This is a genomic window from Methylobacterium sp. CM6247 (assembly GCF_054817925.1).
Window position 1 is genome coordinate 3696469 of sequence record NZ_JBTXKX010000003.1, and the last position, 21486, is coordinate 3717954.

General features: G+C 63.8%; 23 protein-coding genes and 1 pseudogene. 10 read left to right on the forward strand and 14 right to left on the reverse strand.

Annotated features, from left to right (window positions below; translation table 11 throughout):
- The first annotated feature begins 190 nt into the window (after positions 1-190).
- The 6 genes and pseudogenes from ACYQOP_RS18320 to ACYQOP_RS18345 all read left to right on the forward strand — a co-directional run bounded on the left by ACYQOP_RS18320 (position 191) and on the right by ACYQOP_RS18345 (position 3053).
- The gene (locus ACYQOP_RS18320) at positions 191-415 is read left to right on the forward strand and encodes a hypothetical protein (protein WP_461223374.1); all 225 of its coding nucleotides are present in this window, start codon (positions 191-193) and stop codon (positions 413-415) included.
- Between the two features lie 613 nt (positions 416-1028).
- Positions 1029-1766 carry a Crp/Fnr family transcriptional regulator gene (locus ACYQOP_RS18325; protein WP_461223375.1) on the forward strand — a complete coding sequence of 246 codons (738 nt, stop codon included), beginning with the start codon at positions 1029-1031 and terminating at the stop codon, positions 1764-1766.
- A 3-nt stretch (positions 1767-1769) separates the two neighbouring features.
- Entirely contained in the window at positions 1770-2027 is a 258-nt protein-coding gene (locus ACYQOP_RS18330) for a hypothetical protein (protein ID WP_461223376.1), read from the forward strand.
- A gap of 443 nt (positions 2028-2470) precedes the next feature.
- Positions 2471-2515: pseudogene (locus ACYQOP_RS18335) on the forward strand (hypothetical protein); the annotation flags it as partial.
- Between the two features lie 137 nt (positions 2516-2652).
- A complete protein-coding gene (locus tag ACYQOP_RS18340) occupies positions 2653-2793 on the forward strand; it encodes a hypothetical protein (protein WP_461223377.1) in 141 nt (46 codons plus the stop codon).
- Positions 2790-3053: a hypothetical protein gene (locus ACYQOP_RS18345; RefSeq protein WP_461223378.1), complete on the forward strand. Its 264-nt coding sequence runs from the start codon at positions 2790-2792 to the stop codon at positions 3051-3053. Before ACYQOP_RS18340 ends, ACYQOP_RS18345 begins: the two co-directional genes overlap by 4 nt.
- Before the next feature lie 57 nt (positions 3054-3110).
- On the opposite strand, the gene ACYQOP_RS18350 is transcribed toward ACYQOP_RS18345, so the two are convergent.
- The 6 genes from ACYQOP_RS18350 to ACYQOP_RS18375 all read right to left on the reverse strand — a co-directional run bounded on the left by ACYQOP_RS18350 (position 3111) and on the right by ACYQOP_RS18375 (position 7026).
- Positions 3111-4538 (reverse strand): sensor domain-containing diguanylate cyclase, encoded by a 1428-nt coding sequence (locus ACYQOP_RS18350; protein WP_461223379.1) that lies wholly within the window; start codon positions 4536-4538, stop codon positions 3111-3113.
- Positions 4539-4741: 203 nt separating this feature from the next.
- Positions 4742-5473 (reverse strand): PRC-barrel domain-containing protein, encoded by a 732-nt coding sequence (locus ACYQOP_RS18355; RefSeq protein WP_461223380.1) that lies wholly within the window; start codon positions 5471-5473, stop codon positions 4742-4744.
- Complete coding sequence (locus tag ACYQOP_RS18360) at positions 5470-5661, reverse strand: hypothetical protein (protein WP_461223381.1); 192 nt, start codon at positions 5659-5661, stop codon at positions 5470-5472. Before ACYQOP_RS18360 ends, ACYQOP_RS18355 begins: the two co-directional genes overlap by 4 nt.
- Before the next feature lie 22 nt (positions 5662-5683).
- Positions 5684-5914, reverse strand: a complete 231-nt coding sequence (locus ACYQOP_RS18365; protein WP_461223382.1) for a hypothetical protein — start codon at positions 5912-5914, stop codon at positions 5684-5686.
- A gap of 439 nt (positions 5915-6353) precedes the next feature.
- Positions 6354-6716: a DUF6481 family protein gene (locus ACYQOP_RS18370; RefSeq protein ID WP_461223383.1), complete on the reverse strand. Its 363-nt coding sequence runs from the start codon at positions 6714-6716 to the stop codon at positions 6354-6356.
- Between the two features lie 100 nt (positions 6717-6816).
- Complete coding sequence (locus ACYQOP_RS18375; protein ID WP_461223384.1) at positions 6817-7026, reverse strand: cold-shock protein; 210 nt, start codon at positions 7024-7026, stop codon at positions 6817-6819.
- 719 nt (positions 7027-7745) lie between these two features.
- Here ACYQOP_RS18375 and ACYQOP_RS18380 point away from each other — a divergent pair.
- On the forward strand, positions 7746-7952 hold the full coding sequence (locus ACYQOP_RS18380; RefSeq protein WP_461223385.1) for a DUF2934 domain-containing protein: 207 nt from the start codon (positions 7746-7748) through the stop codon (positions 7950-7952).
- A gap of 30 nt (positions 7953-7982) precedes the next feature.
- Here ACYQOP_RS18380 and ACYQOP_RS18385 read toward each other — a convergent pair whose 3' ends face one another.
- The 4 genes from ACYQOP_RS18385 to ACYQOP_RS18400 all read right to left on the reverse strand — a co-directional run bounded on the left by ACYQOP_RS18385 (position 7983) and on the right by ACYQOP_RS18400 (position 15527).
- Entirely contained in the window at positions 7983-10010 is a 2028-nt protein-coding gene (locus ACYQOP_RS18385; RefSeq protein WP_461223386.1) for a hybrid sensor histidine kinase/response regulator, read from the reverse strand.
- A 209-nt stretch (positions 10011-10219) separates the two neighbouring features.
- On the reverse strand, positions 10220-10549 hold the full coding sequence (locus ACYQOP_RS18390; protein ID WP_461223387.1) for a hypothetical protein: 330 nt from the start codon (positions 10547-10549) through the stop codon (positions 10220-10222).
- A gap of 756 nt (positions 10550-11305) precedes the next feature.
- Positions 11306-14461, reverse strand: coding sequence for an efflux RND transporter permease subunit (locus ACYQOP_RS18395; RefSeq protein WP_461223388.1), 3156 nt, complete (start codon positions 14459-14461; stop codon positions 11306-11308).
- Position 14462: 1 nt separating this feature from the next.
- Complete coding sequence (locus ACYQOP_RS18400) at positions 14463-15527, reverse strand: efflux RND transporter periplasmic adaptor subunit (protein WP_461223389.1); 1065 nt, start codon at positions 15525-15527, stop codon at positions 14463-14465.
- 200 nt (positions 15528-15727) lie between these two features.
- Here ACYQOP_RS18400 and ACYQOP_RS18405 point away from each other — a divergent pair, with 200 nt between their 5' ends.
- A complete protein-coding gene (locus ACYQOP_RS18405; RefSeq protein WP_461223390.1) occupies positions 15728-16672 on the forward strand; it encodes a DNA-3-methyladenine glycosylase family protein in 945 nt (314 codons plus the stop codon).
- Positions 16673-16790: 118 nt separating this feature from the next.
- The gene (locus ACYQOP_RS18410) at positions 16791-17735 is read left to right on the forward strand and encodes a DMT family transporter (RefSeq protein ID WP_056424294.1); all 945 of its coding nucleotides are present in this window, start codon (positions 16791-16793) and stop codon (positions 17733-17735) included.
- A gap of 15 nt (positions 17736-17750) precedes the next feature.
- Here the strand turns inward: ACYQOP_RS18410 and ACYQOP_RS18415 are convergent, their stop codons facing one another.
- The 3 genes from ACYQOP_RS18415 to ACYQOP_RS18425 all read right to left on the reverse strand — a co-directional run bounded on the left by ACYQOP_RS18415 (position 17751) and on the right by ACYQOP_RS18425 (position 19591).
- Positions 17751-18227, reverse strand: a complete 477-nt coding sequence (locus ACYQOP_RS18415; protein WP_461223391.1) for a VOC family protein — start codon at positions 18225-18227, stop codon at positions 17751-17753.
- 62 nt (positions 18228-18289) lie between these two features.
- A complete protein-coding gene (locus tag ACYQOP_RS18420; protein ID WP_461223392.1) occupies positions 18290-19021 on the reverse strand; it encodes an autoinducer binding domain-containing protein in 732 nt (243 codons plus the stop codon).
- A gap of 126 nt (positions 19022-19147) precedes the next feature.
- Positions 19148-19591 carry a DUF488 domain-containing protein gene (locus ACYQOP_RS18425; RefSeq protein ID WP_419952605.1) on the reverse strand — a complete coding sequence of 148 codons (444 nt, stop codon included), beginning with the start codon at positions 19589-19591 and terminating at the stop codon, positions 19148-19150.
- Between the two features lie 245 nt (positions 19592-19836).
- Between ACYQOP_RS18425 and ACYQOP_RS18430 the strand changes: the two genes are divergently transcribed.
- Complete coding sequence (locus tag ACYQOP_RS18430) at positions 19837-20664, forward strand: glycoside hydrolase family 25 protein (protein WP_461225374.1); 828 nt, start codon at positions 19837-19839, stop codon at positions 20662-20664.
- Positions 20665-20706: 42 nt separating this feature from the next.
- Here ACYQOP_RS18430 and trhA read toward each other — a convergent pair whose 3' ends face one another.
- A complete protein-coding gene (gene trhA, locus ACYQOP_RS18435; protein ID WP_207413097.1) occupies positions 20707-21387 on the reverse strand; it encodes a PAQR family membrane homeostasis protein TrhA in 681 nt (226 codons plus the stop codon).
- Positions 21388-21486: the final 99 nt, after the last annotated feature.

A 21486-nucleotide genomic window follows, 5' to 3' on the forward strand; every position in this document is an offset into this window, starting at 1 on the left:
GTCTACCTCGCCACGCTGGGTGCAGTAGCTTCGCGCGAGATCCGCGGCCTTGGAGCTCATGCGCCAAATAATCCTATGCGAAGGACACTAGGCCAATTCGTTGCTATGGTTCTCCATCGTCGATACCGAACCAGCGAGTTGACGACTGAGAGATGTGTGCGCTCCCGCTACTGCCAGGGAGTGCCGCGCGATGGCCGACACATCTCAAACTGATACAGATGTCCCCAACGAGCCGAAGCCACCCGCCTACCGCGTGATCTTAATCGCTAAGAGCGGGACGGTTGTGAACGCTATGCGTCTTCAGGCAGATGACGACGCGGAGGCCTGTGAGCGCGCCAAGGCGATGGTAGACGGCCACGCCGTCGAGCTATGGGATGGCCTGCGATTCATTGAGCATTTCCCGCCCGTCGATTAGAAGGCTGAGTGCCTGAAGCTCTACGGCCTGGAGCTAATCGAAGTTCGTCCGGCTGTCCGGGATTTTGCGGAGGGTCTCCCTCGCTTCGCTCAGGAGGGCACGGCTCCTAGCGATCTCAGCCCTCATCTCTCGCGCCAATTGAGTTGCCCGACGGACGGACTCACGATCATGCGGGGCACATGCTTGCTGGCCGGGCGAATAACGTTTGACATTCAATTGCCGTAATGAAGTAGAGGCGATGGCACGGTGTGCCGACCGCAATATTGCAGGAGGTGACTTCAACCCCCCCCTTATGCGACTGCTTCTTGAGCTGCCGCACTCACTTGAGTTGCCGTGGCTGAGATTTTTTGCAGCTCAGGCGGTCTGCATGGCAGCGCTGGTCTACACAGGGACATGGCTGATCCGGCAGCCGGCCGACGTCCCCCAGCGGGTCTTGGTTGGTGGAAGTGTCAGGTAGACTACCCAAGGAGTAGTCGAGCGGTGCATGCTATCGTGTGTGAATGCGCCGGCATCACGCACGTTTAAGATTAGCTGCATTACCGGTTGGTCTGACACAGGTGCTGGTAGCTGGGAGAGACATGCGCTTCCGCCTGCAACGCAAGGTGAAGCGGCCATGCACCCAGCTTTCAACGACAAGCCTTTGACCATGCTCATCCGCAAACTGGAGAGCATCGCCACTCTATCCGACGAGGAGCGTGAGGCCATTCACGCCCTGCCGACCAAGATCCGCACTTTTCAGGCTGGGCAGACCATCGTGCATGAAGGCGACAAGCCTTCACAATGCTGCCTCATCATTGAAGGCTGGGCCTGCCGCTTCAAGATCCTCGGAGATGGGCGGCAAATCTTCTCGTTCCACATCCCCGGCGACATTCCCGATCTGCAAAGCCTGCACCTGCACACCATGGATCACAGCCTCGGGACGATAACCAAGGCGACCGTGGTCCTCATTCCCCACAAGAGCTTGCTGGATCTGACAATGCGCTTCCCGCGTGTCGGGGCGCTGCTCTGGCGGGACACTCTGATCGATGCAGCCATCTTCCGCGAGTGGATGGCGGGGATAGGCCGGAAGTCGGCTTTCGGCCGGATCGGTCACTTGTTCTGCGAAATGTATGCGAAGCTGCAAGCGGTTGGCCTCGCCGGTGACCATCGGTGTCCCCTACCGATCACTCAGGCCGAACTCGGCGATGCGCTCGGGCTTTCGACCGTCCACGTGAACCGAACCCTCCAAGCGATGCGGGGCCAGGGCCTGATTACGCTGCGAGGCAACACCCTCGTCGTCCATGCGTGGGATGAGCTGACGCAGACATCAGAGTTCGATCCCACCTACCTCCATTTTGCAAAAACGGGTTGAAAGATGAGCCTTCACCTCCAGCCTGTGCAGGTTGCGACGGACAGCAATGACACGGAAAGCCATCTGGTTTTTGCCGATGGCTTCCTCGTGGCGATCCTCGTGCAACTCTCTGAGCAGCACGAACACGAGGCTGGCAGCTGGTTCCTGGAAGCCGGGTTCGGCCGCGTTCATCATCAGAATGCGCCCAAGTTCGCGAACCTCGACGTGGCGCAGGACTGGATGGAGCGGCAACTCGCGAACACGGTAAGGTTCACCTCGTGACGCGCCGCTGAGGCTCGTTCGTACCCTTTGCCGCTAACTACCGCCCTGCGTCCCGCAGCATCTGTTCAAGGATCTGCGTCGTCTTTCAGAGTTCCCGCCCGGCCTGCGCGATCGCGCGCCTTTTGGCGATGTACTCAGCTGAATGGCGGCCTGCCCGTTCTTCCGGCGTCCTCGGCCTGGTGCTGGCGCCGCCATCCCGTTGCAGCAGCAGCCCATCGTTGATGGCGTGCAACATCAGCTTATTAGGCCCGCGCCTTCCTGTTCCGTTTCTGATATAAACAGAACAGCGGACAAACCGACTAACTCATTGCCACCGTTCGATCCGTAGTAGAGTTATGGAACTATGACGGAGCGAAAGAGCAGGTTCGAGAAGGGCAAGAGCGGCAAACCCTGCCGGCCGCCCGAAAGGCAGCCGCAACCGTTCTACGCTTGCCCTGGAGGCCATCCTGGAGGGCGATGCCGAGAGCATCGTTCGCAAAGCTATCGAGCTCGCCACGGACGGCGACACGCAGGCTCTGCGGATGTGCCTGGATCGCCTCATGCCGGCCAGGAAGGACCGCCCGGTGCAGTTCGACCTTCCCGTGATCGAAACCACTGCTGACCCCCCAAGGCCACGCACGCCCTATTGCAGGCTGTTGCCGCTGGCGAGCTCACCCCGTCGGAGGCCGCCGACATCTCGAAATCCGTTGATGCCCACGTCCGTGCCATCGAGACGACCGATCTGCACGAGCGCCTTGCCCGCCTGGAGGAGATGACCCAGCCATGACCTCGAAAGTGATCGATCTCCGCCTCCGCAAGCTGGAAAAGGCGAGGAAAGCCAACCGCTTCGACGACATGTCGGAGGAGCAGCTGAACGAGGAGATCAACCTCTACCTCGGCGAGGTCTGCGAGCCCTACGGCACCGTGAACGCAGCGGCCGAGGCCCTGAAGGCGTCCCCTGATCGCTTGGGCCAAGAGGTCGCCGGGTACCTCGAATGGTACATCGGCTATGTGGGTGAGGAGCGGGAGGCCGGGCGTATGGGGTAAGGGACCACGGTACCGCATCCACGTCGCCTAAGGCCGGGCGACAGCTTCGAACGGTGTTCAAGTGCTCGCAACGACCCGTAAGCTTGCTCCGCTCCGGCATGCGACCCGTATTTGGTTTCGCCCACCCGCCTTGGCCTCGTAGAGAGCTCGATCGGCAATCGCGATGAGAGCAGCCGGATCCGCGGCTCGGATTTGGGGGATCTGAGCCAAGCCTCCGCTCACGGTCAGCACGCCATGCGGGTTTGCTGCGTGCGGCTCCCTCCAGCCGGCGATGGCTTCACGGATGCGCTCGGAAACGATCTCAGCACCCAATACGTCTGTGGCAGGCAGGATCACCGCGAATTCCTCACCACCGATCCGGCAGGCAAGGTCATGAATGGGGTCGATTGCGGCTTCGATCGATCGCGCAATCAGCTTTAGCGCCTCGTCCCCTTTCTGATGCCCATAGCGGTCGTTGAAGCCTTTGAAATGGTCCGCATCGAGCAGGATCAGAGAAAGCGGCTGCTGGCTGCGGACAGAACGACGCCACTCGCGTGCGAGCACATCGTCGAAGCGTCGGCGGTTGGCTAGCCCCGTCAAAGCATCTGTGGTCGCCATCTGCTCCAGCTCGACGTTCAGAGCGGCAGTAACCTGCTCGGACTGCCGCCTATGGCTCAACTCTCGACCAAATAGCCAAGTCAGAACCACCGTCGTGCCACAGAGGCTGAGCACGACGAATCCAAGCGCAAGGGCATTCTTCCACCAGTCGGCGTAGATCTGTGCGGGGGCGACGGACGTACTCAGGCGAAGCGGGTAGTTGCCAATCTGCGCGAAGACGAAGTGGCGATCCCCTTCACCCACCATGGCGGGACCGACGAAACTGCCGCTTTTGGCGGCCAAAGTCCTCTGGTAGCTCGGCGTCTGCATCACGCTGGTGCCGAGCGGATCCGAACCGAGTGGTGTACGCATCACAACCGTGCCGTCGGGGCCGTACAATGTGACGGTGCCGGCATGCTCCGCTTTCGCCGAGTTAAGGAGATCGCGGAAATAGTCGATCTGAATGCCCCCGGTGACGATGCCCGCGAAGGAGCCGTCCGCGTTCGACAGCCGGCGGCTCATCACGAGCACTGACTGCCCGCTGAGGCGTGAGACGATCGGCTTGCTGATGTACAGGCCGTCATTCGCGCCGTCGGCAAAGTGGCGGAAGTACTCCCGGTCTGCTGCGTTGAAGGAGATAGGGCCAAGGGTTTGGGAGTTGGCAATGACATTGCCATCCCGGTCCAGCACGAGGACGTAGGCAAAGCCAGCCGCTGAGATCGCCCGGTCGAAAAGGATCAAATGGCGCAGTTTAGGGGACGCCTGCGATACCTCTGTCAGTTGCAAATTGTCGACCACGGCCTGCAGCGAGAGATCATACAATTCGATGTTGCGTGCGATATCGCGCCCCAACACCTCTACGAGGCTACGGGAAGTGATCTCTGTGCGCTGTTCTGCATCGAGGCGCATCTGCCACAGCATGAAGGCCGAGATCGCGCAGAGGCCAATGACTGAAAATAGGTTGAGAGCCCCTAGCCAGAGTGCCGATTGGGTCCAACCAAACCGACGTCGAACACTAGGCGGCACAGACATGGCGAGGGCTCTCTGTTCCGCTGTCCCGGTGTGTATATTGCCCGCAGTCGCTCTCGCCGCATCGTCCTCACCCCGGGGTATCAGCGACGCGCGAATAACGCGTCGTTCCGGGTTTTCCAGATTTCATCCGAGAGCCATTTGTATTCTTGATCAGGCATCAACGGGATACCCTTCACCTCGGCGTTGGACATGGGAAGAAAAAAGCTGTCGCGCTCCTGAGAGACTTTCAGGGACCGGATCGGTACGACAATGCTGTCCTTGCCTGGCGTGAAAAACCCGCCCGAGGCTACGACGGCGTAATCCTGCCGGTCCTTCGTACCAAAGACGACGTTCCTGACCTCACCAACGATCTTGTCGTCGGAACTGCGAACCTCTGCGCCGATGACTTGGTCCACACGCAAGCCCAGAGAGAGTTCGTCGACGCTGACCAACGGTTTTGCGTCGTTCTCGTCGCGACGGCCTTTCTTCGCGCCACGCTGAATCTTTGGGTCTTTCGCTGCCATTTGTTCTTCAGCCGCATCCTCGTCGTTGTCACCGAGGTTGCTCATGGTCGGGCCTGCGATCAGTTCACGGATGTTGCCCATGAGGCGTTCGCAGTCGGCATGACGACCGTAGGACCATAGAGTGAAGGCTGCATCGCGCAAACTGCGGAGATCCTTTACAGTCTGACGGTTCTCGGGTCCGCGCAGGTCAGGCTTTTGTAGAATAGCCTCCTCCAACTTAGCGTCAGCAATCTGACACTCGGCAAGAGCAGGCGTTCCCGCAAGTAAGCTGAAGAGAGCGGCAGTGAGGAAGCGTCTGGGCGAGGTCATTTTGTCCTTTGAGGTGCTTTCCTGCTTTCGGCAGCGTCCCTTGCCAAGCGAGCTGCCTTCAATTGTGCGGTGTTCGTGTCAGCCATGCTGTCAGTTGGCACATGCGAAGGCGGCGACTTCGGAATGTTTTGCGTCTTCGCAAATGCCGCCTCAGCTCGCTTCCAGTCTTTGCTACGATCGTTGGCCATCGCTCGCCTCCGGAGGGCAGAATTAGACGGAAACAGGCTTTCGCTTCGGCTTGAACTCCATCGCCGCTGCAACGGCAGCCTCGGCTGCAGCCTTAGCGAGCCGCAAGGCCTTCAAGCGGGACGTCTTTTCTTCCTGGGCCTGGAGTACCTCGCCATGGTCAGCCCAAACGTCTGCGCCATCCCGGGCTCGATGATCCTGTTGATTCGCGAAGGGATCGAGCTTGGTAGGCGTATAACCCGAAAAATTTGCCATCTATAGGATCCTCATGAGTAGGTGTATAATAGTGCGGCATCAAGATGCGCAGCGATCGAATGCAGAGCGTCATCCACGATTTTGCGCAGTAGAGCATCTGTAATATTTTTAGGATTGACAAAAAGTGAGTGTACAGCTCATCGAATGATGACATCAGAGATGCCGAGCTTTTTCGGATAGTTATGATAAGATCTGGCATCATCAAAATTGCATGTGCCGTGCTTCGCGAAAAGCACACATCTGCTACGACGACCAAAGCTTCTGGCTTCACCGCCTGTGGGACCAACGCAACGGCTTGCTTGGAGGTTGTCGTCAGGGCTGCGTAGAAAGCAGGCGCAGGTACAGACGACGTTTCCTCGTCAAGGCGGCTCACATGGACGATAAAGGCGGTTTGGTTCGCCTTAGAAGCCCTTACGCCATAGACGTCTTGCAACACCGCTTATCTCTTTGCTTTGGCTTTGCGCGCGGCGTAGCGGGTGTCTCGTGCAAGCTTCTGCTCGACCTTCTCTGCGGCCTGGCGCTCGATCTTCTCCGCGGCTTGACGGGCTATCTCACCGACCGCCCGCTCTTGCGCAGCACAAGCTTCTTGTGCGCGCTCGGCTTCAGTCGTGAGGCGCAGCGCTTCACGTTCCGCTGTTCGGATCTCACGGGCTTCCGAGACAGCTTCACGCGCAGCTTGTCTGGCGACAACCGCCGGATCGTCGGCTGCAGGTCGCGCACGGAAACGCGCCAAGGTTTCCTGACGTGCCGTCTCTGCAGTTTGAAGACGATCAGATAGAGGGTCTTTTTTGAGGTGGCTCACACATATCCTTGCGCGATCTGCTAAATCGCTGAGGTCAGAAACAATTAAAGCCGTCCCAAGAGGAACGGCTTCGATAGCTACTCAATCACCGAAATGGACCTTAAGCGGCCTGCAAGCTTCCCGCAGACTGCTTGCCAGTGCGCTTGTCAGTCTCCATTTCGTAGGAGATCTTTTGACCTTCCACGAGATTGGACATGCCGGCGCGCTCCACAGCAGAGATGTGAACGAAGGCATCCTGCCCGCCGTTATCCGGCTGGATGAAGCCGAAGCCCTTCTGTTCGTTGAACCACTTAACGGTGCCAATGCTCATTTGTCATTCCGTAGATTAAAACGCAATAAAACGAGTCGGGCGAATGCATAGCATTTGCTTGACCGCTCAGTTCGAAATATCGGAGAGAGGCAGAGCGCGCACCCAATTGGGATGCAGGAGCCGAACGACTGGCCAACAATCGATTTGTCCTTCTACATCGCTTGGCAATAATTTGCAACTACGGCTCGCTTGGAATAAAAATATTTTGACGTCTTTGTGCTGCGTGCTCCTGTCGGCCGAGTAAGATTGACGGGCCTCGCTACGATGCGGCCCGGTGACAGCGGGACCGACTATTTACAAGTACCGTATAGAATGAGAACGGATGCAATGAAACGCGCGGTACTGCGCTGGAAAACTGCGAATATTAGAGTATAAATAATTTTTCCTCTGGATCGAAACGTTTGGATTTTGCCAGGATTTTTAAAATTGCAAGGCATTTCAATAAACACAGATCGCCGCTTGTTCGGTCTCGACCCCGTTCTGGATTGGCTGCTTCGCTTACACGTTGGCTGATACCCGACATTACAGATGTGGGTGATTACCCATCGCAGATGTGCATGTCGTCAGTTCAAAGGTTTCTTCAACTCCCCTGTGAACAGGGGCTATGCAGGTCTGCCAACCGGTCTATCTTAACGCCGTGACCTTTCAGTTGTGATAGCTCGAACATCAATAAACCCTTGTTGAGTGCTTGGTTGCGATACCAATGCAGGAGCAGCGACATGCACCATTTCATCGCCGACCCCACATCTGATGAGATCCGCCAGCGTGCTTATGAAATTTGGGAGCGGCGGCATCAGCCAAAGGGTTACGAAGCCGAGTTCTGGTTCGAGGCAGAACGCGAACTCAAGGCAGAACGTTTACACAACGACGGATCGGAAGATGGCGGTAATCCGAAGAGTGGGGCGGGATCAGACTGTGCCTACTAGTTGTCGACAGGAAGCGCCCCCCTTTATGACCTACGGTGCTGCGCGTCCGTTTACCCCTGTTTGGATGGGGAACCGCACCACTTCGGCTTCCGGCCGCAGGCTGGTCACCAAGGCGCGCGCCAAGTCGATCTGCTCGAACGGCTTGGCCAGACGCACGAGGCCGGTAAGCCTATCCTCCAGCAACTCGGAATATCCGCTGGCAAGGATCACTGGCAGGGTGGGGTGCTCTGCCTGTAGTGCCTCGATCAGCTGCATGCCGGTCATGCCCGACATTATCTGATCCGTGATCACGAGAGCGATGGTCTCTGTGGCGCGGCGTAGAACCCGCAGGGCCTGCTGGGCTGAGGTCGCCTCCAGCACCGTATGGCCGAGGTCTTCCAGCATTGCTGCGGTGTTCATCAGTACGAGCGGATCGTCGTCGACGACCAGCACCGTCACCGGCTGCAGGCTGGGCAGTGAGGGACCGGCCTCGGCCTCCTCCTTCTTCAGGCTGCCAGCTTCGGCCTCCGGCAACCACAGCTCCGCCGTGGTTCCTTGACCTTTGACGCTTTTAAGGATCAGCCGGCCGCCAGACTGCTCGACGAAGCCATGCACCATAGAGAGACCCAGCCCCGTGCCCTTGCCGACGCCCTTGGTGGTGAAGAAGGGCTCGGCAGCCTTAGCCAGCGTCTCAGCGTCCATACCCTCACCGGTGTCGGTCACCGACAGGCAGATGTAGTTGCCCGGTGCCAGCCCTGGAGCTTGAGCGGCGTCGACCCGGGCTTCGCGGGCCGCGATGGTGATGGTGCCGCCCTCCGGCATGGCATCCCGAGCGTTCACTGTCAGGTTGAGAAGGGCCAATTCCAGCTGGTTGGCGTCAACGTGAGCGTTGGGCAGGTGCAGCGGAAACTGTGTGTTGACCGGTATGCTGGAACGGATCGAGCCCTGGAGCAGCTCGGCCATGCCACGCACGAGATCCGGTACGTCGACCGGACCGGTTTCCAGATCCTGTCGGCGGGCAAAAGCGAGCATGCGCTTGGTCAGTGTCGCCCCGCGCTCGGCCGCCTGGATCGAATTCTCAATCAGCTGCAGAAGCTTACGATCCGGCGGTAGGTGCTTGCGGGCGAGATGCAGGTTGCCGAGCACGACAGCCAGCAGGTTGTTGAAGTCATGGGCGACCCCGCCAGTGAGCTGCCCGATCGCTTCCATCTTCTGAGACTGAATAAACCGGGCACGTGTTTCTTCGAGCGCTTGCTGCGCCTCTCGGCGCTCCGTGATGTCCCGCGTGATCTTGGCAAAGCCGACCAGTTCACCATGCTCACCCCGGATGGGATCGATGACGACGTGGGCCCAGAACCGCGTGCCGTCCTTGCGCACGCGCCAGCCCTCGGCCTCGAAGCGGCCTTCGCTCGCCGCTGTCTGCAGGGCACGTGCGGGCAGGCCCGTGGCCTGGTCCTCTTCCGTGTAGAACCGGGAGAAGTGCTGGCCGATGATCTCTTCGTCGGTGTAGCCCTTGAAGCGCTGCGCTCCCTTGTTCCAGCTCGACACCTTCCCGTGTGGATTGAGCATGTAGATGGCGTAGTCCTGCACGCCCTCGACCAGCAGGCGAAAGCGCTGCTCACTCTGATTGAGCGCCTCCTGGGTAGCCTTGCGCTCACTCAGGTCGCGGGTGACCTTGGCATAGCCCAGGAGGGTGCCGTCCTCATTGCGGATTGGGTCGATCAGCACGTGTGCCCACATCAGCGAGCCGTCCTTGCGGACGCGCCACCCCTCCTGCTCGAACCGACCTTCTGTGGCCGCGATATGCAGCGCGCGAGTGGGCAGATCGGTAGCCTGATCTTCTGCCGTGTAGAACTGGGAGAAATGCTGGCCGATGATCTCCTCGTCGGTGTAGCCCTTGAACCGACGCGCGCCGCGGTTCCAGCTCGACACCTTCCCGTGTAAGTCGAGCATATAGATCGCGTAGTCGACGATCGACTCAACCAGGAGCCGGTAGCGATCGTGACGATCAACGACAGCCGTAGTGGCCGTCGTGATAGGGGCATGCGGGGAGTTAAGGTGAAGTTGTTCGGCAGACATACGCCCTGATGTATCACGATACCGACGAACCTAGGGGCGATTTCGTCCCGCACTCATGCTCTACAAGGATAGCCCTTCTTGAATGGTACGGAAAACGACCGAAAACCTGTCCGCATTGACGCGGACCGGCAATTCAAGAATTTGTCTCTAAGCTGTTGTTACATTGGCCTAATTCTACTTTGCCCCGATCTTTCGTATGTGTCAGCGCACTAGCGAGTTGTAAGCCGGCAGGACAGGGGCGTATCGAGCGGGCAAACTGGCGCCTCTCGGTAAATCCGCACTAAGGGCAGATCTTCACCATTTTCGATTGCGTAGAGCCGTTCCTCTTCCGCGTAAGCCCAGCTTTTCTCGTCAGAATGCTCAGCTTCAAGGAAAACTCCGGCCCGGCAGCCCCAACCATAGGCCCGTGCCGCCTGCGCCTGCTCATAGCTCACTGCGAAGTAACCGAAGTCGTGAAGTTCGCCATCACGACACAGGATCTTGCCATCCGGCGTGAGAATGTCGCCCGGCTTGGCTGTGTCTGGGATTTCCAACGTCATTGGCTAGCTTCCACAGTTCGTAGGTATGGCATGACCATACCGTAAGGTCTGGGAGGGTCCAGGACCTACCGTATCGCGAACAACCAGAGAGGGGTGCGTCCACGTCCCCTTTCTTGCTGATGCAGAGGATGCAAATCCGGCTGAATCAGCTGCAATGATCATATGCCCCATCCGTAAACGTCGGCCACTGAACATCGTAGAGATCGGCTGAAACGACGAGGTTAGGTCGGAATGAGACTGTATCGCTCGTCGGCAAAACGATTGTTTCTCTGACGCCTGCAGAATGCACCGAACTAGCCGTGCAAACGGATTATATCCTGACGGGAAAACGTGACGGGTTTTCTACTGTCGATAAAACGTAACTGGACCGCTAGCCTAACAAGGCATGGGGGCTGACCTATGCCTCTGCGTGAACAAGCTGCATGCCTCCTAAGCAGGAAAAAAGCTCACGACGAGCGCCACGACGTCCGCAGGGTGCAGGCCAAAGGTGGAACGCCTTCGCGAAGCCGCCATCAGTTAGTTCGGAGCGCATCGTTTGCAGTCCCGCTCAGCGGTGAACCGTATGATCATCCGAACACGCGTTGAAGCCGCAGGGCAGAAGCGGAAATGACCCGCGTAGTCCCGCTCATTCCCAGCTATTCCCGGACAACCGCCGCCAGTTTTCTCTCGCCGTCGCCAGATAGCGGTGACAGGTACATTCGCCATCTGGGTTCGCCGTACCGTACGGTACCGACCGGCGGCTCGCTCCGGATCTCCCTAGGATGCCCGCGCCGTGTCCGGCGCCCTGCCCTCGCCGGTGGTGAACAGGCCGTAGCGCAGGGCCAGGGTCGGCAGGATCAGGAGGTTCAGGACCGTCGAGGTCACGAGGCCGCCGAGGATGACGATGGCCATCGGCCCCTCGATCTCGCGGCCGGGCTCGCCGGCTCCCAGCGCCAGAGGCAACAGGCCGAGGCCGGTGACGAGGGAGGTCATCAGGATCGGCACCAGACGGTCGGCGGCCCCCTCCACCGCCGTGTCGCGGTCCCACGCCCGGCCGTCGATGGCGACGAGATGCTCGTAATGCGAGATCATCATGATGGTGTTGCGCAGCGAGATGCCGAACAGCGTCACGAAGCCGACGATGGAGCCGAGCGACAGCACGGCCCCGGTGGCGAAGACCGCCAGTACCCCGCCGACGAAGGCGAAGGGCAGGTTGACCAGGACCAGCATGAGGTTGCGCGCGCTGCCCGTGACCATGGCCAGCAGCAGCACGATGCCGAGGCCCGCGAGCCCGGAGAACAGCAGCAGGTCGCGCTTGGCCCGCGCCTGGGCTTCGGCCGAGCCTGAGAAACTCACATAGACGCCGCTCGGCAGGGCCACTTCCTTGGCGATCTTGCGCCGCGCCGCCTCGACGAAGGAGGCGACGTCGCGCCCCGTGACGTTGGCGGTGATGGCCTGGACGCGCTGGGCACCCTGATGCTGGACCTGGTAGCGTCCCGAGGTCTCGTAGATGTCCGCCACCTGGGCGAGGCGGATGAAGCGGCCGTTCGAGGAGCGCAAGGGGAGGTCGCCCAAAGCGGTGAGACGCCCCCTCGCCCCGGAATCGAGGATGACGAGGACGTTGAAGACCGCGTTGCCCTCATAGGTCTGGCCGACCACGTCGCCCTGATAGGCGGTGCGCACCACCTCCATCACCTCGACGGCCGAGAGCCCCCAATGGCGCAGGTCGTTGGGCCGGAGCCCCACATTGATCTGCGGCAGCCCCGCCGGGGAGGCCTGCTGGATGTCGGTGGCGCCGCGCACCTCGGCGAGTTCGCGGGCGATGTCGCGGGCGGCGGCCTCGATCCGGGCGAGGTCGTTGCCGAAGACGTTGATGACGACCGGCGCGGTGTAGCCTGAAACCGTCTCCTCGATGCGCTCGGTGAGGAAGGTCTTGAGCGAGAAGGCGGCGCCGGGAAACCCCGCCATCAGGGTGCGGATATCGGCCTCGGCCCTGCCCTGCCCCGCGCCGTCGAGCCCCGGTTCGAGGTCGATATGGATCTCGCTGTAATGGGTGCCGGCGGTGTCCTGCCCCGCCTCGGCGCGGCCGATCTGAGAAGCCACGGCGCGGATGCCGGGGATCTTCCGCAGTTCGGTGGTGATGCGACCGCCGAGGCGCATGGATTCCCCCAGCGACGTACCGGGCGCCGCCGCCATGTGCAGGATCAGGTGGCCCTCCTTCAGGTCGGGCAGGAAAGTACTGCCGAAGAACGGCGTCGCGGCGGCGCCCGCCAGGGTCACGAGGATGCCGAAGGCGATGACGATGCGCGGTGCGCGGTTGATCCCCTGGAGGAGGCGGGTGTAGCCGCCGCGCGACCAGCGCATCACCGGCGGGTCACGCATGTCCGTCTCGCGCCGCCCGGTGAGGAGCATCATCGACAGGGCGGGGGTGACGGTGAGCGCCACGGCGAGCGAAGCCACCACCGCGAGGATGTAGGCGAGGGCGAGGGGGGCGAACAGCTTGCCGGCGATGCCGGACAGGACCAGCACCGGCAGGAACACCAGCAGCACCGCGAAGGTGGCGTAGGCGACCGCGGTGCGGACTTCGAGAATGGCGTCGATGACCACCCTCCCCTCCGGGACGGGCGAAGCGAGGCGCCGGTTCTCGCGCAGGCGGCGCACCACGTTCTCGACGCCGATCACCGCGTCGTCCACCACCTCGCCAATGGCGATGGCGAGGCCGCCCAACGTCATGGTGTTGAGGCTTTCGCCCATGGCCTGGAGCGCCACCACGGCGGCGATGAGGGAGAGCGGGATCGCCACCGACGAGATCACGCAGGTGCGCCAATCGTACAGGAAGGCGAACAGCACGACGACGACGAGGATGCCGCCGAGCCCGAGCGCCTGGAGCACGTTGGCATTGGCGATGGTGATGAAGTTCGCCGGCCGGAACAGGTCCGGCCGCAAAGCCACGCCTTCCCGGTCGAGGGCCGGGCGCAGGTCTTCGAGAGCGGCCTCCACTCGGGCGGTGACCTCGCGGGTATTGGCGCCGTATTGCGCGCCGACCATGAGGAGCACGCCGCGCTTGCCGTCCACCAGGGCGGCGCTGATCGGCGGCTCGCCGGCGGCGACCACGGTGGCGACGTCGCCGAGGGTCACGCTGGCGCCGCCCTCGTTGATGAGGACCGTGCGGGACAGCTCCTCCGGGGTGAGCGACTGCCCCTCGGTCTGGAGGGTGACGCGCTGGTTGATCGTATCGACGAAGCCCGCCCCGCGCACGCCGGTGGCCTTGCGGGCGGCGGCGAGCACGTCGTTCATGCCGATATTGTAGCGGATGAGGTCCGCCGGCCGGATCTGGACCTGGAGCGAGCGCACGGCGCCGCCATAGACCGAGACCTGACTGACGCCCGGCACGGCCAGAAGCCGGAGGCGCACGGTCCAGTCGGCGATGGTGCGCAGGTCGAGGTCGGAGCGCCGCTCCGAGGTCAGGCCGACGAGGAGCACGGTGCTGGTGGCCGAGGTGAGAGCGGTCATCGCCGGCGGCAGCACGCCCTGGGGCAGGCGGCCCGCGAGCGCCGTCAGGCGCTCGGTGACGAGCTGGCGGACGCGGTAGACGTCGCTGCCGGCACCGAAGGTGACGGTGATGACCGACAGGCCCTGGATCGAGCTCGACCGCAGGGATTCGATCCCCGGCAAGCCGTTCACCGCCACCTCGATCGGTTGGGTGACCAGCACCTCCACCTGTTCGGGATTGAGGCCGGGCGCCTCGGTCTGGACCACCACGGAGGGCGGCGCGAATTCCGGGAACACGTCGTATTTCGCGTCCCCCAGCACGTAGATGCCGTAGCCGGCGAGCGCGAGGCTGAGCGCCAGGACGATGCCGCGAAAGCGCACCGCGAAGGCGACGAGAGCCGCCTGGGGGCCGCTCGGGGAAGCGTTCGGAACGTCGCTCACGTCAATCGTCGTCCACGCCGCCGGAGACGGAGAGCAGGCTCTTCATCTCCTCGGACAGGAGCGCCTGCGCGCCCGTCAGCACGATCTCGGTCTCACCGGGCAGGTCCTCCACCACATAGGCATCGGCCGACATGGGCGGGTCGGCCTTGAGGGCGTGGCGGGCGAAGGCGTCGGGCGCCACCGCGCGGTAGATCCAGGTTCCGCCCTGCCAATGCACCACCGCATCCTCGGGCACGCTGATGCCGGTGACGCTCCGGTCGGAGGCGAGGAAGGCGAGCATGCTCATGCCGGGCAGGAAGCCGCTATCGCCCGGCACGGTGTAGAAGTAGCTGAGGCCCTGGATGCGCTGGTCGGTGCGGGTGGCCGGCGAGACGTAGCGCAGCGCGATCCGCGCGCTCTGCGGCGGCACCTCGGCGAAGGCGGCGGCGGGTTGGCCCTTGATGCTCTCGCCCGGCGGCAGAGTCACCTGGACCAGGAAGTCGACGCGCTCGATCAGCCGGGTGATGGCCGGCGAGCGCTCGACGATGGCCCGTCCGATCACCGGCCCCCATTCCTGCTGCGCGGTGGCGGCGAGGGTGCGGACCTGCGATTCCGCCGCCGCCAGAGCGGCCTGGTCGGTCTGAAACGTGCCCTCGGTGGTCTCGACCTGGACTGTCGTGGCGTAGGGGCCGAGATTCTTGGCGCGCTGGAAGGCGTTGCGCGAGACCTCGACCCGGGCCTGGGCGGTCTGGAGCTGCGCCCTGGCGCTGGCGTAGGAATTGGTCAGGTCGGTGACCCTGGCGACGTCGAGGACGCTGCCATAGGCCTGGAGTTCCTCGCGGTGGGGAGCGAAGGGCCGCACCTGCGTTGCGATGCCGAGGCGTTCCCGCTCCTCCGGCTTGAGCCGGACCACGGTGCGCCCGTCCTCGATGGCGGTGCGCTGGGCCGGAAGATGGCGCGGGGCAGGGGGACCGGGGGCGACCCGCTCCCGCAGTTCGGCGATGAGGGCCGTGCCGGCTTCGCTCACCGCGAAGGCGGCGATTCCGGCCACGATTCCCGCGAAGAGGAGACCACGCACCCACGACACCAGAACCGCCCTCCCCGGCCTCGCGATCGATACGCCGCGTTGTCCCTCGTGAACGGATACAGCGTCGCCCCGCAACACGATACGGGCGATGCCGGATTTTCCCGTCCTGCCTCACCTCCTGCCTCGCACCGTTGCGCCGGCCTGCGCGCGGTTTCGCGATTCCCGCGGCCGTGAGATGGTGGAGGCGGCCGGAGAGCGTCGTGACCCACATCATCCCGCTGCCCTACAGGCCGCCCTACGACTGGCCCGCGATCCTGGCCTATCTCGGCGGCCGGGCCATTCCGGGTGTCGAGGTGGTGACGGCGGACGCCTATGCCCGGACCATCTTCATCGGCGGGCTCCACGGCACGATCTCCGTCATGCAGGGCGGGGACGATGCCCTCGTCGCGACGGTGGATCATCCCGATCCGGCGATTCTGCCGGACGTTCTGGCACGGCTGAGGCCGATGTTCGATCTCGATGCCGACCCGGCCCTGATCGCGGACGCGCTCTCGCGCCACCCCGACCTCGCCCCCCTCGTGGCCGAACGGCCGGGCCTGCGGGTTCCGGGCGCCTGGGACGGGTTCGAGATCGCGGTACGCGCCATTCTCGGACAGCAGGTCTCGGTCAATGCGGCGACCCGGCTCGCCGGCCGACTGGTTGCCGCCTTCGGTGAAGCGCTGGCGCCGGAATACGCCGGAACGGGGCTGACCCACCTGTTCCCGACGCCGGATCGCCTGCTCGATGCAGACGTGGCCGCGACCCTCGGCATGCCGGGGGCACGCGGCAGAGCGATCAGCGCCCTTGCGGCGGAGGCCCATGCAAATCCCGCTCTGTTCGCACGGGGACGTGGGCTCGATCCGGCGGTGGCCGCCCTGAGGGCGTTGAGCGGGATCGGTGAGTGGACGGCGCAGTACATCGCCCTCAGGGCGTTGCGCGAACCGGATGCGCTGCCGGCGAGCGACCTCGCCCTGCTCCGGTCCCTCGATACCGGGGCGGGGCGTCCGACACCGGCGCAATTGCTCATCCGGGCCGAAGCCTGGCGGCCCTGGCGGGCCTACGCCGCAGTGCATCTCTGGACGAGCGACGCCGCGCGGATCGCCGCCGCCCTGCCTGTCCCCAAACCCGCCGCCAAGCGCCGCCCTCCCCGGCCCGTCTCCGAGTAGAATCCGTGATGTCAGCCCTGCTTCCGGCGGCCTTGCTCAGCCCGTCATGGCCGGGACAGAAGGGGATGGCGGTACCGCCAGCGAAGAAACATCTCCGAGCAAAGCCCCCGAAGGGATCATGACCTCTCCGTCCGCCTCCCCCGGCCCGGCCGTCGAGACCCGTGGCGCCGGGGCCGCTTACCCGCTCCTCCTGTTCACGACCCTGCTGTGGGGCGGCAACGTGGTCGCGGGCAAATGGGCCGTCGGGGAAGTCTCGCCTCAGGTGCTCACCTGCCTGCGCTGGGCCTTCGCCTGCCTCGCGCTGGCCTGGCCGGCCTGGCGCGGGATCGTGGCCGAGCGCCACCTGATCGCGCGCCACTGGCGCTACGTCCTGCTGATGGGGGCCTGCGGCTACACCGCCTATGCGAGCCTGTTCTACGCCGCCGGCATCTACACCACCGGCGTCAACGTCGCCCTGTTCCAGGGGGCGATCCCGGTCCTCGTCATCCTGCTGAACTATGTCGTGCACCGCGTCGCCGTCACCGGGGCGCAGATCCTCGGCGTCGTCATCACCCTCGGCGGCGCGGGCGTCGCGGCGACCCACGGCGACTGGCACATCCTGTCGACGCTTTCCTTCAACATCGGCGACATGCTGATGCTCGGCGCCTGCCTGCTCTATGCCGGCTACACCGTCGCCCTCGCCGACCGGCCCAAGATGTCCGGCCTGACCTTCTTCTCGGCGATGGCGCTGGCGGCCCTCGTGACCTCCCTGCCCGCCCTCGTCCTCGAACAGGCTGCCGGAACCCTGATCTGGCCGACACCGAAGGGGTGGGCCATCGTCGCTTTCGTTGCCCTCGGCCCGTCCCTGATCGCCCAGCTCTCGTTCATGCGGGGCGTCGAACTGATCGGCCCGAACCGCGCGGGGGTGTTCGTGAACCTCGTGCCGATCTTCGGCTCGGGCCTCGCCATCCTCGTCGTCGGCGAAGCGTTCCAATGGTACCAGGCCGCGGCCTTGGCCCTCGTCCTCGGCGGCATCGTCATCGCCGAGCGCTTCGGCCGCCGCGAACGCCCGGGCGGCGGGTGAGGCGAGACGTCCGGTTCAGCCGGCGGCCGCGCGCTCGAGGGCGGCGATGTCGAGCTTGACCATGTCCTGCATGGCGGAGAAGACCCGGCTCGCCACGGCCGGATCGGGGTCGGCCAGCAGCCGGGGGAGGATCGTGGGCACGATCTGCCAGGGCACTCCCCACTTGTCCCTGAGCCAGCCGCACATGATCTCGGCCCCGCCATCCGCCGTGAGCGCCGCCCATAACCGGTCGACTTCGTCCTGGTCGGCGCAGGCCACCGAGATCGAAGCGGCAGTGCCGTAATCGGCCGTGGCGCCTCCGTTCAGAGCCTGAAAGCTCTGTCCGCCGAGGATGAAGGCCACCAGCAGCGCATCGCCCGCCTCCCCGCCCGGCCAGGGTCCAGGCGAGCGCTGGACATGGTCGATCCGCGAATCGGGGACGAGGGAGACGTAGAGGCCGACCGCCGCCTCGATATCCCTCCCGAACCACAGGCAGGTGCTGACCTTGGGCATCGTCGACTCCTCTCGCGAGGTTGAGCTCGCGCGAGACTATCGAATGTCCGGCCTCGAGCCCATCAGATGATGAGCCCCCGCCGCAGGGCGATGGCGACGGCCTGGGTGCGGTTAGCGGTGCCGAGCTTGGCGCGGGCGGAGCGCAGGTGGAAATCGACGCCATGGGCGGAAATCCCCATGACCTCGCCGATCTCCCAATCGGTCTTGCCTTCGGCCGCCCATTGCAGGGCCTCGCGCTCGCGCGGGGCGAGGCGCGCGGAGGCCGCCGGGCTCTGCCCGTTCAGCAGCAGCAGGTGGCCGAACGCGTAGGTGGCGATCAGTTGGAGCATGCCGCGATCCGCCGGATCGATGGCGAGGCGCTCGCCCGAGACGCTGAACCCGGCGGTCTCGCCGTCGAGGGTCATCAGCGGGATCGTCAGGCCGTCGCGCAGATGGAAATCCGCAGCCTCGTCCATCACCCTGCGCGCCAGGGGATCGTCGGCATGCTCATCGGTGGCGTCGCTCCAGGCGAAGGGCGCGGTCAAGTAGCCGAGGCGCTGCACCGTGGGGTCGTGGAAGGCATAGCCGCGCGTCAGGTAGCGCCGGCCCCATTCCATCGGGAAGGTGTTGAGCAGGACGTGGCCGCGCTGCTGGCGGACGGACGTGCCCCGTACCGGCACCGTGGCCGCCATGATATGAGCGACGCCGAGATCCGCCAGTTCCGCCGCCAGAACCCGGGCGACGTCCTCGCCGCTCGCCGTCCGGTCGAGGGAACGGAGGAAGCCGAGGGTCTGATCGAGGGATTTGCGCGTCACCCGCGTTCTCGCCGGAGAATCCGACCACCATTCATGGTCGAGAAACATGTGGGCAACAGAACTCTAGATTGTCAACGACTCCGCTCGGTCGGAACCGGCCTTACGCGGGCAAGTCATGGGACGGTGTTATCCGAACAGGTCGACCGTCCTGAAACCGTTCGCTTCCAGTCGTTCGGCCAGGACACGGCGGTGGCATCGCTCCGGGTCGCGCTCGAAGCAGAGGAGGCAGGTCGGCGCCCGCGAGGCGACCTCGCACAGGGCGGCGAGGGCGAGCCCGCCATCGGCGGTGTCGAGCACCTCTTCGCAGTAGATCCGACGCATCAGCGCGGCATCATGGGCCCTCGCAGCCTCTCTCCCGGCCTTCGGCGTGCCGAGTTCCCGCGCATGCGCATAGGTGAGGCCCGCCTCTTCCAGGCTCGTCTTCAGCGCGTTCTTCGAGAAGCCGCGCTTGCGCGAATTGGCCACCGCGCGAACGTCGGCCAGCGTCGCGACGCCGGCATCCTTCAAAGTCGCCACGAAACGCTCGGAATCCAGCCCTTCGTAACCGATGGTGAACAAAACCTTGCCCAGACTCCCCTCCCCTCGAAATGCCTGATCGGCTCGGGACTTAGCATCCGCGACCGGCCTGCGGCGAAAGCGCCTGAATCCACCCTATGTGGTTCGCCCGCAACGAGTTCCGGAATTCCGCCGCATTGCCGTCAAAGCTCTGTTAACCGCACGGGGCCATCCCTTACCCATGAGTGTAGCGCGTGAGAACGGTGGACCGGGCATCAATGTCGCTTGAGAACGGGATCGCCCCGACAGACTTGGCCGTGATGCCACGCAACGCCGCGATGCACTGGGCCAAACGCTCGCTGACCGCCGCCCTGCTCGCGACGCTCGCGGCCTGCGCCGGCAACCAGAGCGACTTCTATCCCACAAAGGGTGATGTGAAGCCCCATCCGGGGGTCGCCCGTGCCAAGCAGCACCCGATCCAGGGCATCGACATCTCGAAATGGCAGGGGCCGATCGACTGGGCCTCGGTGCGCGGAGCCGGCACGCAGTTCGCCTTCATCAAGGCGACGGAGGGCGGCGACCACGTGGACGAACGCTTCCGCGCCAATTGGGAGGGAGCCGCCAAGGCCGGCGTGCCGCGCGGAGCCTACCATTTCGTGTTCTGGTGCCGCTCGGCCCAGGATCAGGTGGAGTGGTTCAAGAAGAACGTCCCCAACGATCCCACCGCCCTGCCCCCCGTCCTCGACGTGGAATGGAACGGCCATTCGCAGCTCTGCCCGAAGAAGCTGCCGAAGGCCCAGGCGCTGGCGATGATGCGCTACATGCTCGACGAGATGGAGCGCTACACCGGCAAGCGGCCGATCATCTATACCGACATCACCTTCCATAAGGACGTGCTCGAGGACGAGTTGCTCGACTATCCGCACTGGGTCCGCTCCACGGCGGCCGAGCCCGAGCAGCGCTTCGCCAAGCGGAAGTGGATGCTGTGGCAGTTCACCTCCACGGGCCGGGTTCCCGGCGTGCGCGGTGACGTGGACCGGAACGCATTCTACGGCACCACCGCGGAATGGGCCTCGTTCCTGGCTACGGATTGCGATCCGCGCGAACACAACCGACTTTCCGGGCAGGGTCTCTGCAACGGGAAGTAGGCGAAGAACCGGGAAGTCGGGGGACGTGCCACTGAGCGCCGCCTAGGGAGCGGCGCTCATCACGCTGGTGAGGACGGTGCCGTAATGGCAGGCCGTGGCGGCGAGGACGAAGGCGTGCCAGATCGCGTTCTGGAACGGCAGGCTGCGCCAGACGTGGAAGATGACCCCGGCCGAGTAGAGTACGCCGCCGATCGCCAGAAGCCAGAGCGCCTCGGGGTTCAGTGCGCCGATCACCGATTCGTAGGTGGCGACGCCGCTCCATCCGAGGAGCAGGTAGAGGCCGATGGCGGCCCGGTCGAAACGGCCGGGCATGAGAAGCTTCAGGGCGATGCCGATTCCCGCCAGCACCCAGATGAAGGCGAGCAGCATCCAGGCCGTCGATCCGCGCCCGACCAGGGCGACGAGAGGCGTGTAGGTGCCCGCGATCATCAGGTAGATGAGGGCGTGGTCGGCTCGGCGCAGGATCCACTTGCGGCGCCCTACGGGCCACATGTTGTAGGTGGCCGACACACCGAGCATCGACACCAGGGCGGCGGCATAGACCGCGACGGCCGCTCGCTCGGTCCAATCCAGCGGGGCCATCGCCGCCAGGATGACGATGGCGATCGAGCCCGCCACACCGAACGCGATGCCGGCGATATGCACGGCGGCATCCGCCATCAGCTCCCGGCGGGTGTAGTTCCAGGTCAGTCCGATGGGTCTACCGTCCTCAGCCAGGAACATCGCTGACTCCGAACTTTCCTAACCTAAGCTTAAGCACCGAAGGGGCGGACTCGTTCCCTATTCGAACTGCGTAGGCGGCGAGCATCGTGAACCGCCGCC

Excerpts from the sequence above, each read along its gene's own strand:
- ACYQOP_RS18330 (WP_461223376.1), top strand. The coding sequence starts at position 1,770 with ATGAGCCTTCACCTCCAGCCTGTGCAGGTTGCGACGGACAGCAATGAC.
- ACYQOP_RS18410 (WP_056424294.1), top strand. The coding sequence starts at position 16,791 with ATGACCTCTCCGTCCGCCTCCCCCGGCCCGGCCGTCGAGACCCGTGGC.
- ACYQOP_RS18360 (WP_461223381.1), bottom strand. The coding sequence starts at position 5,661 with ATGGCCAACGATCGTAGCAAAGACTGGAAGCGAGCTGAGGCGGCATTT.
- ACYQOP_RS18380 (WP_461223385.1), top strand. The coding sequence starts at position 7,746 with ATGCACCATTTCATCGCCGACCCCACATCTGATGAGATCCGCCAGCGT.
- ACYQOP_RS18350 (WP_461223379.1), bottom strand. The coding sequence starts at position 4,538 with ATGCGCCTCGATGCAGAACAGCGCACAGAGATCACTTCCCGTAGCCTC.
- ACYQOP_RS18325 (WP_461223375.1), top strand. The coding sequence starts at position 1,029 with ATGCACCCAGCTTTCAACGACAAGCCTTTGACCATGCTCATCCGCAAA.
- ACYQOP_RS18430 (WP_461225374.1), top strand. The coding sequence starts at position 19,837 with ATGCCACGCAACGCCGCGATGCACTGGGCCAAACGCTCGCTGACCGCC.
- ACYQOP_RS18415 (WP_461223391.1), bottom strand. The coding sequence starts at position 18,227 with ATGCCCAAGGTCAGCACCTGCCTGTGGTTCGGGAGGGATATCGAGGCG.
- ACYQOP_RS18390 (WP_461223387.1), bottom strand. The coding sequence starts at position 10,549 with ATGACGTTGGAAATCCCAGACACAGCCAAGCCGGGCGACATTCTCACG.
- ACYQOP_RS18355 (WP_461223380.1), bottom strand. The coding sequence starts at position 5,473 with ATGACCTCGCCCAGACGCTTCCTCACTGCCGCTCTCTTCAGCTTACTT.
- ACYQOP_RS18375 (WP_461223384.1), bottom strand. The coding sequence starts at position 7,026 with ATGAGCATTGGCACCGTTAAGTGGTTCAACGAACAGAAGGGCTTCGGC.
- ACYQOP_RS18365 (WP_461223382.1), bottom strand. The coding sequence starts at position 5,914 with ATGGCAAATTTTTCGGGTTATACGCCTACCAAGCTCGATCCCTTCGCG.
- ACYQOP_RS18345 (WP_461223378.1), top strand. The coding sequence starts at position 2,790 with ATGACCTCGAAAGTGATCGATCTCCGCCTCCGCAAGCTGGAAAAGGCG.
- ACYQOP_RS18385 (WP_461223386.1), bottom strand. The coding sequence starts at position 10,010 with ATGTCTGCCGAACAACTTCACCTTAACTCCCCGCATGCCCCTATCACG.
- ACYQOP_RS18320 (WP_461223374.1), top strand. The coding sequence starts at position 191 with ATGGCCGACACATCTCAAACTGATACAGATGTCCCCAACGAGCCGAAG.
- trhA (WP_207413097.1), bottom strand. The coding sequence starts at position 21,387 with ATGTTCCTGGCTGAGGACGGTAGACCCATCGGACTGACCTGGAACTAC.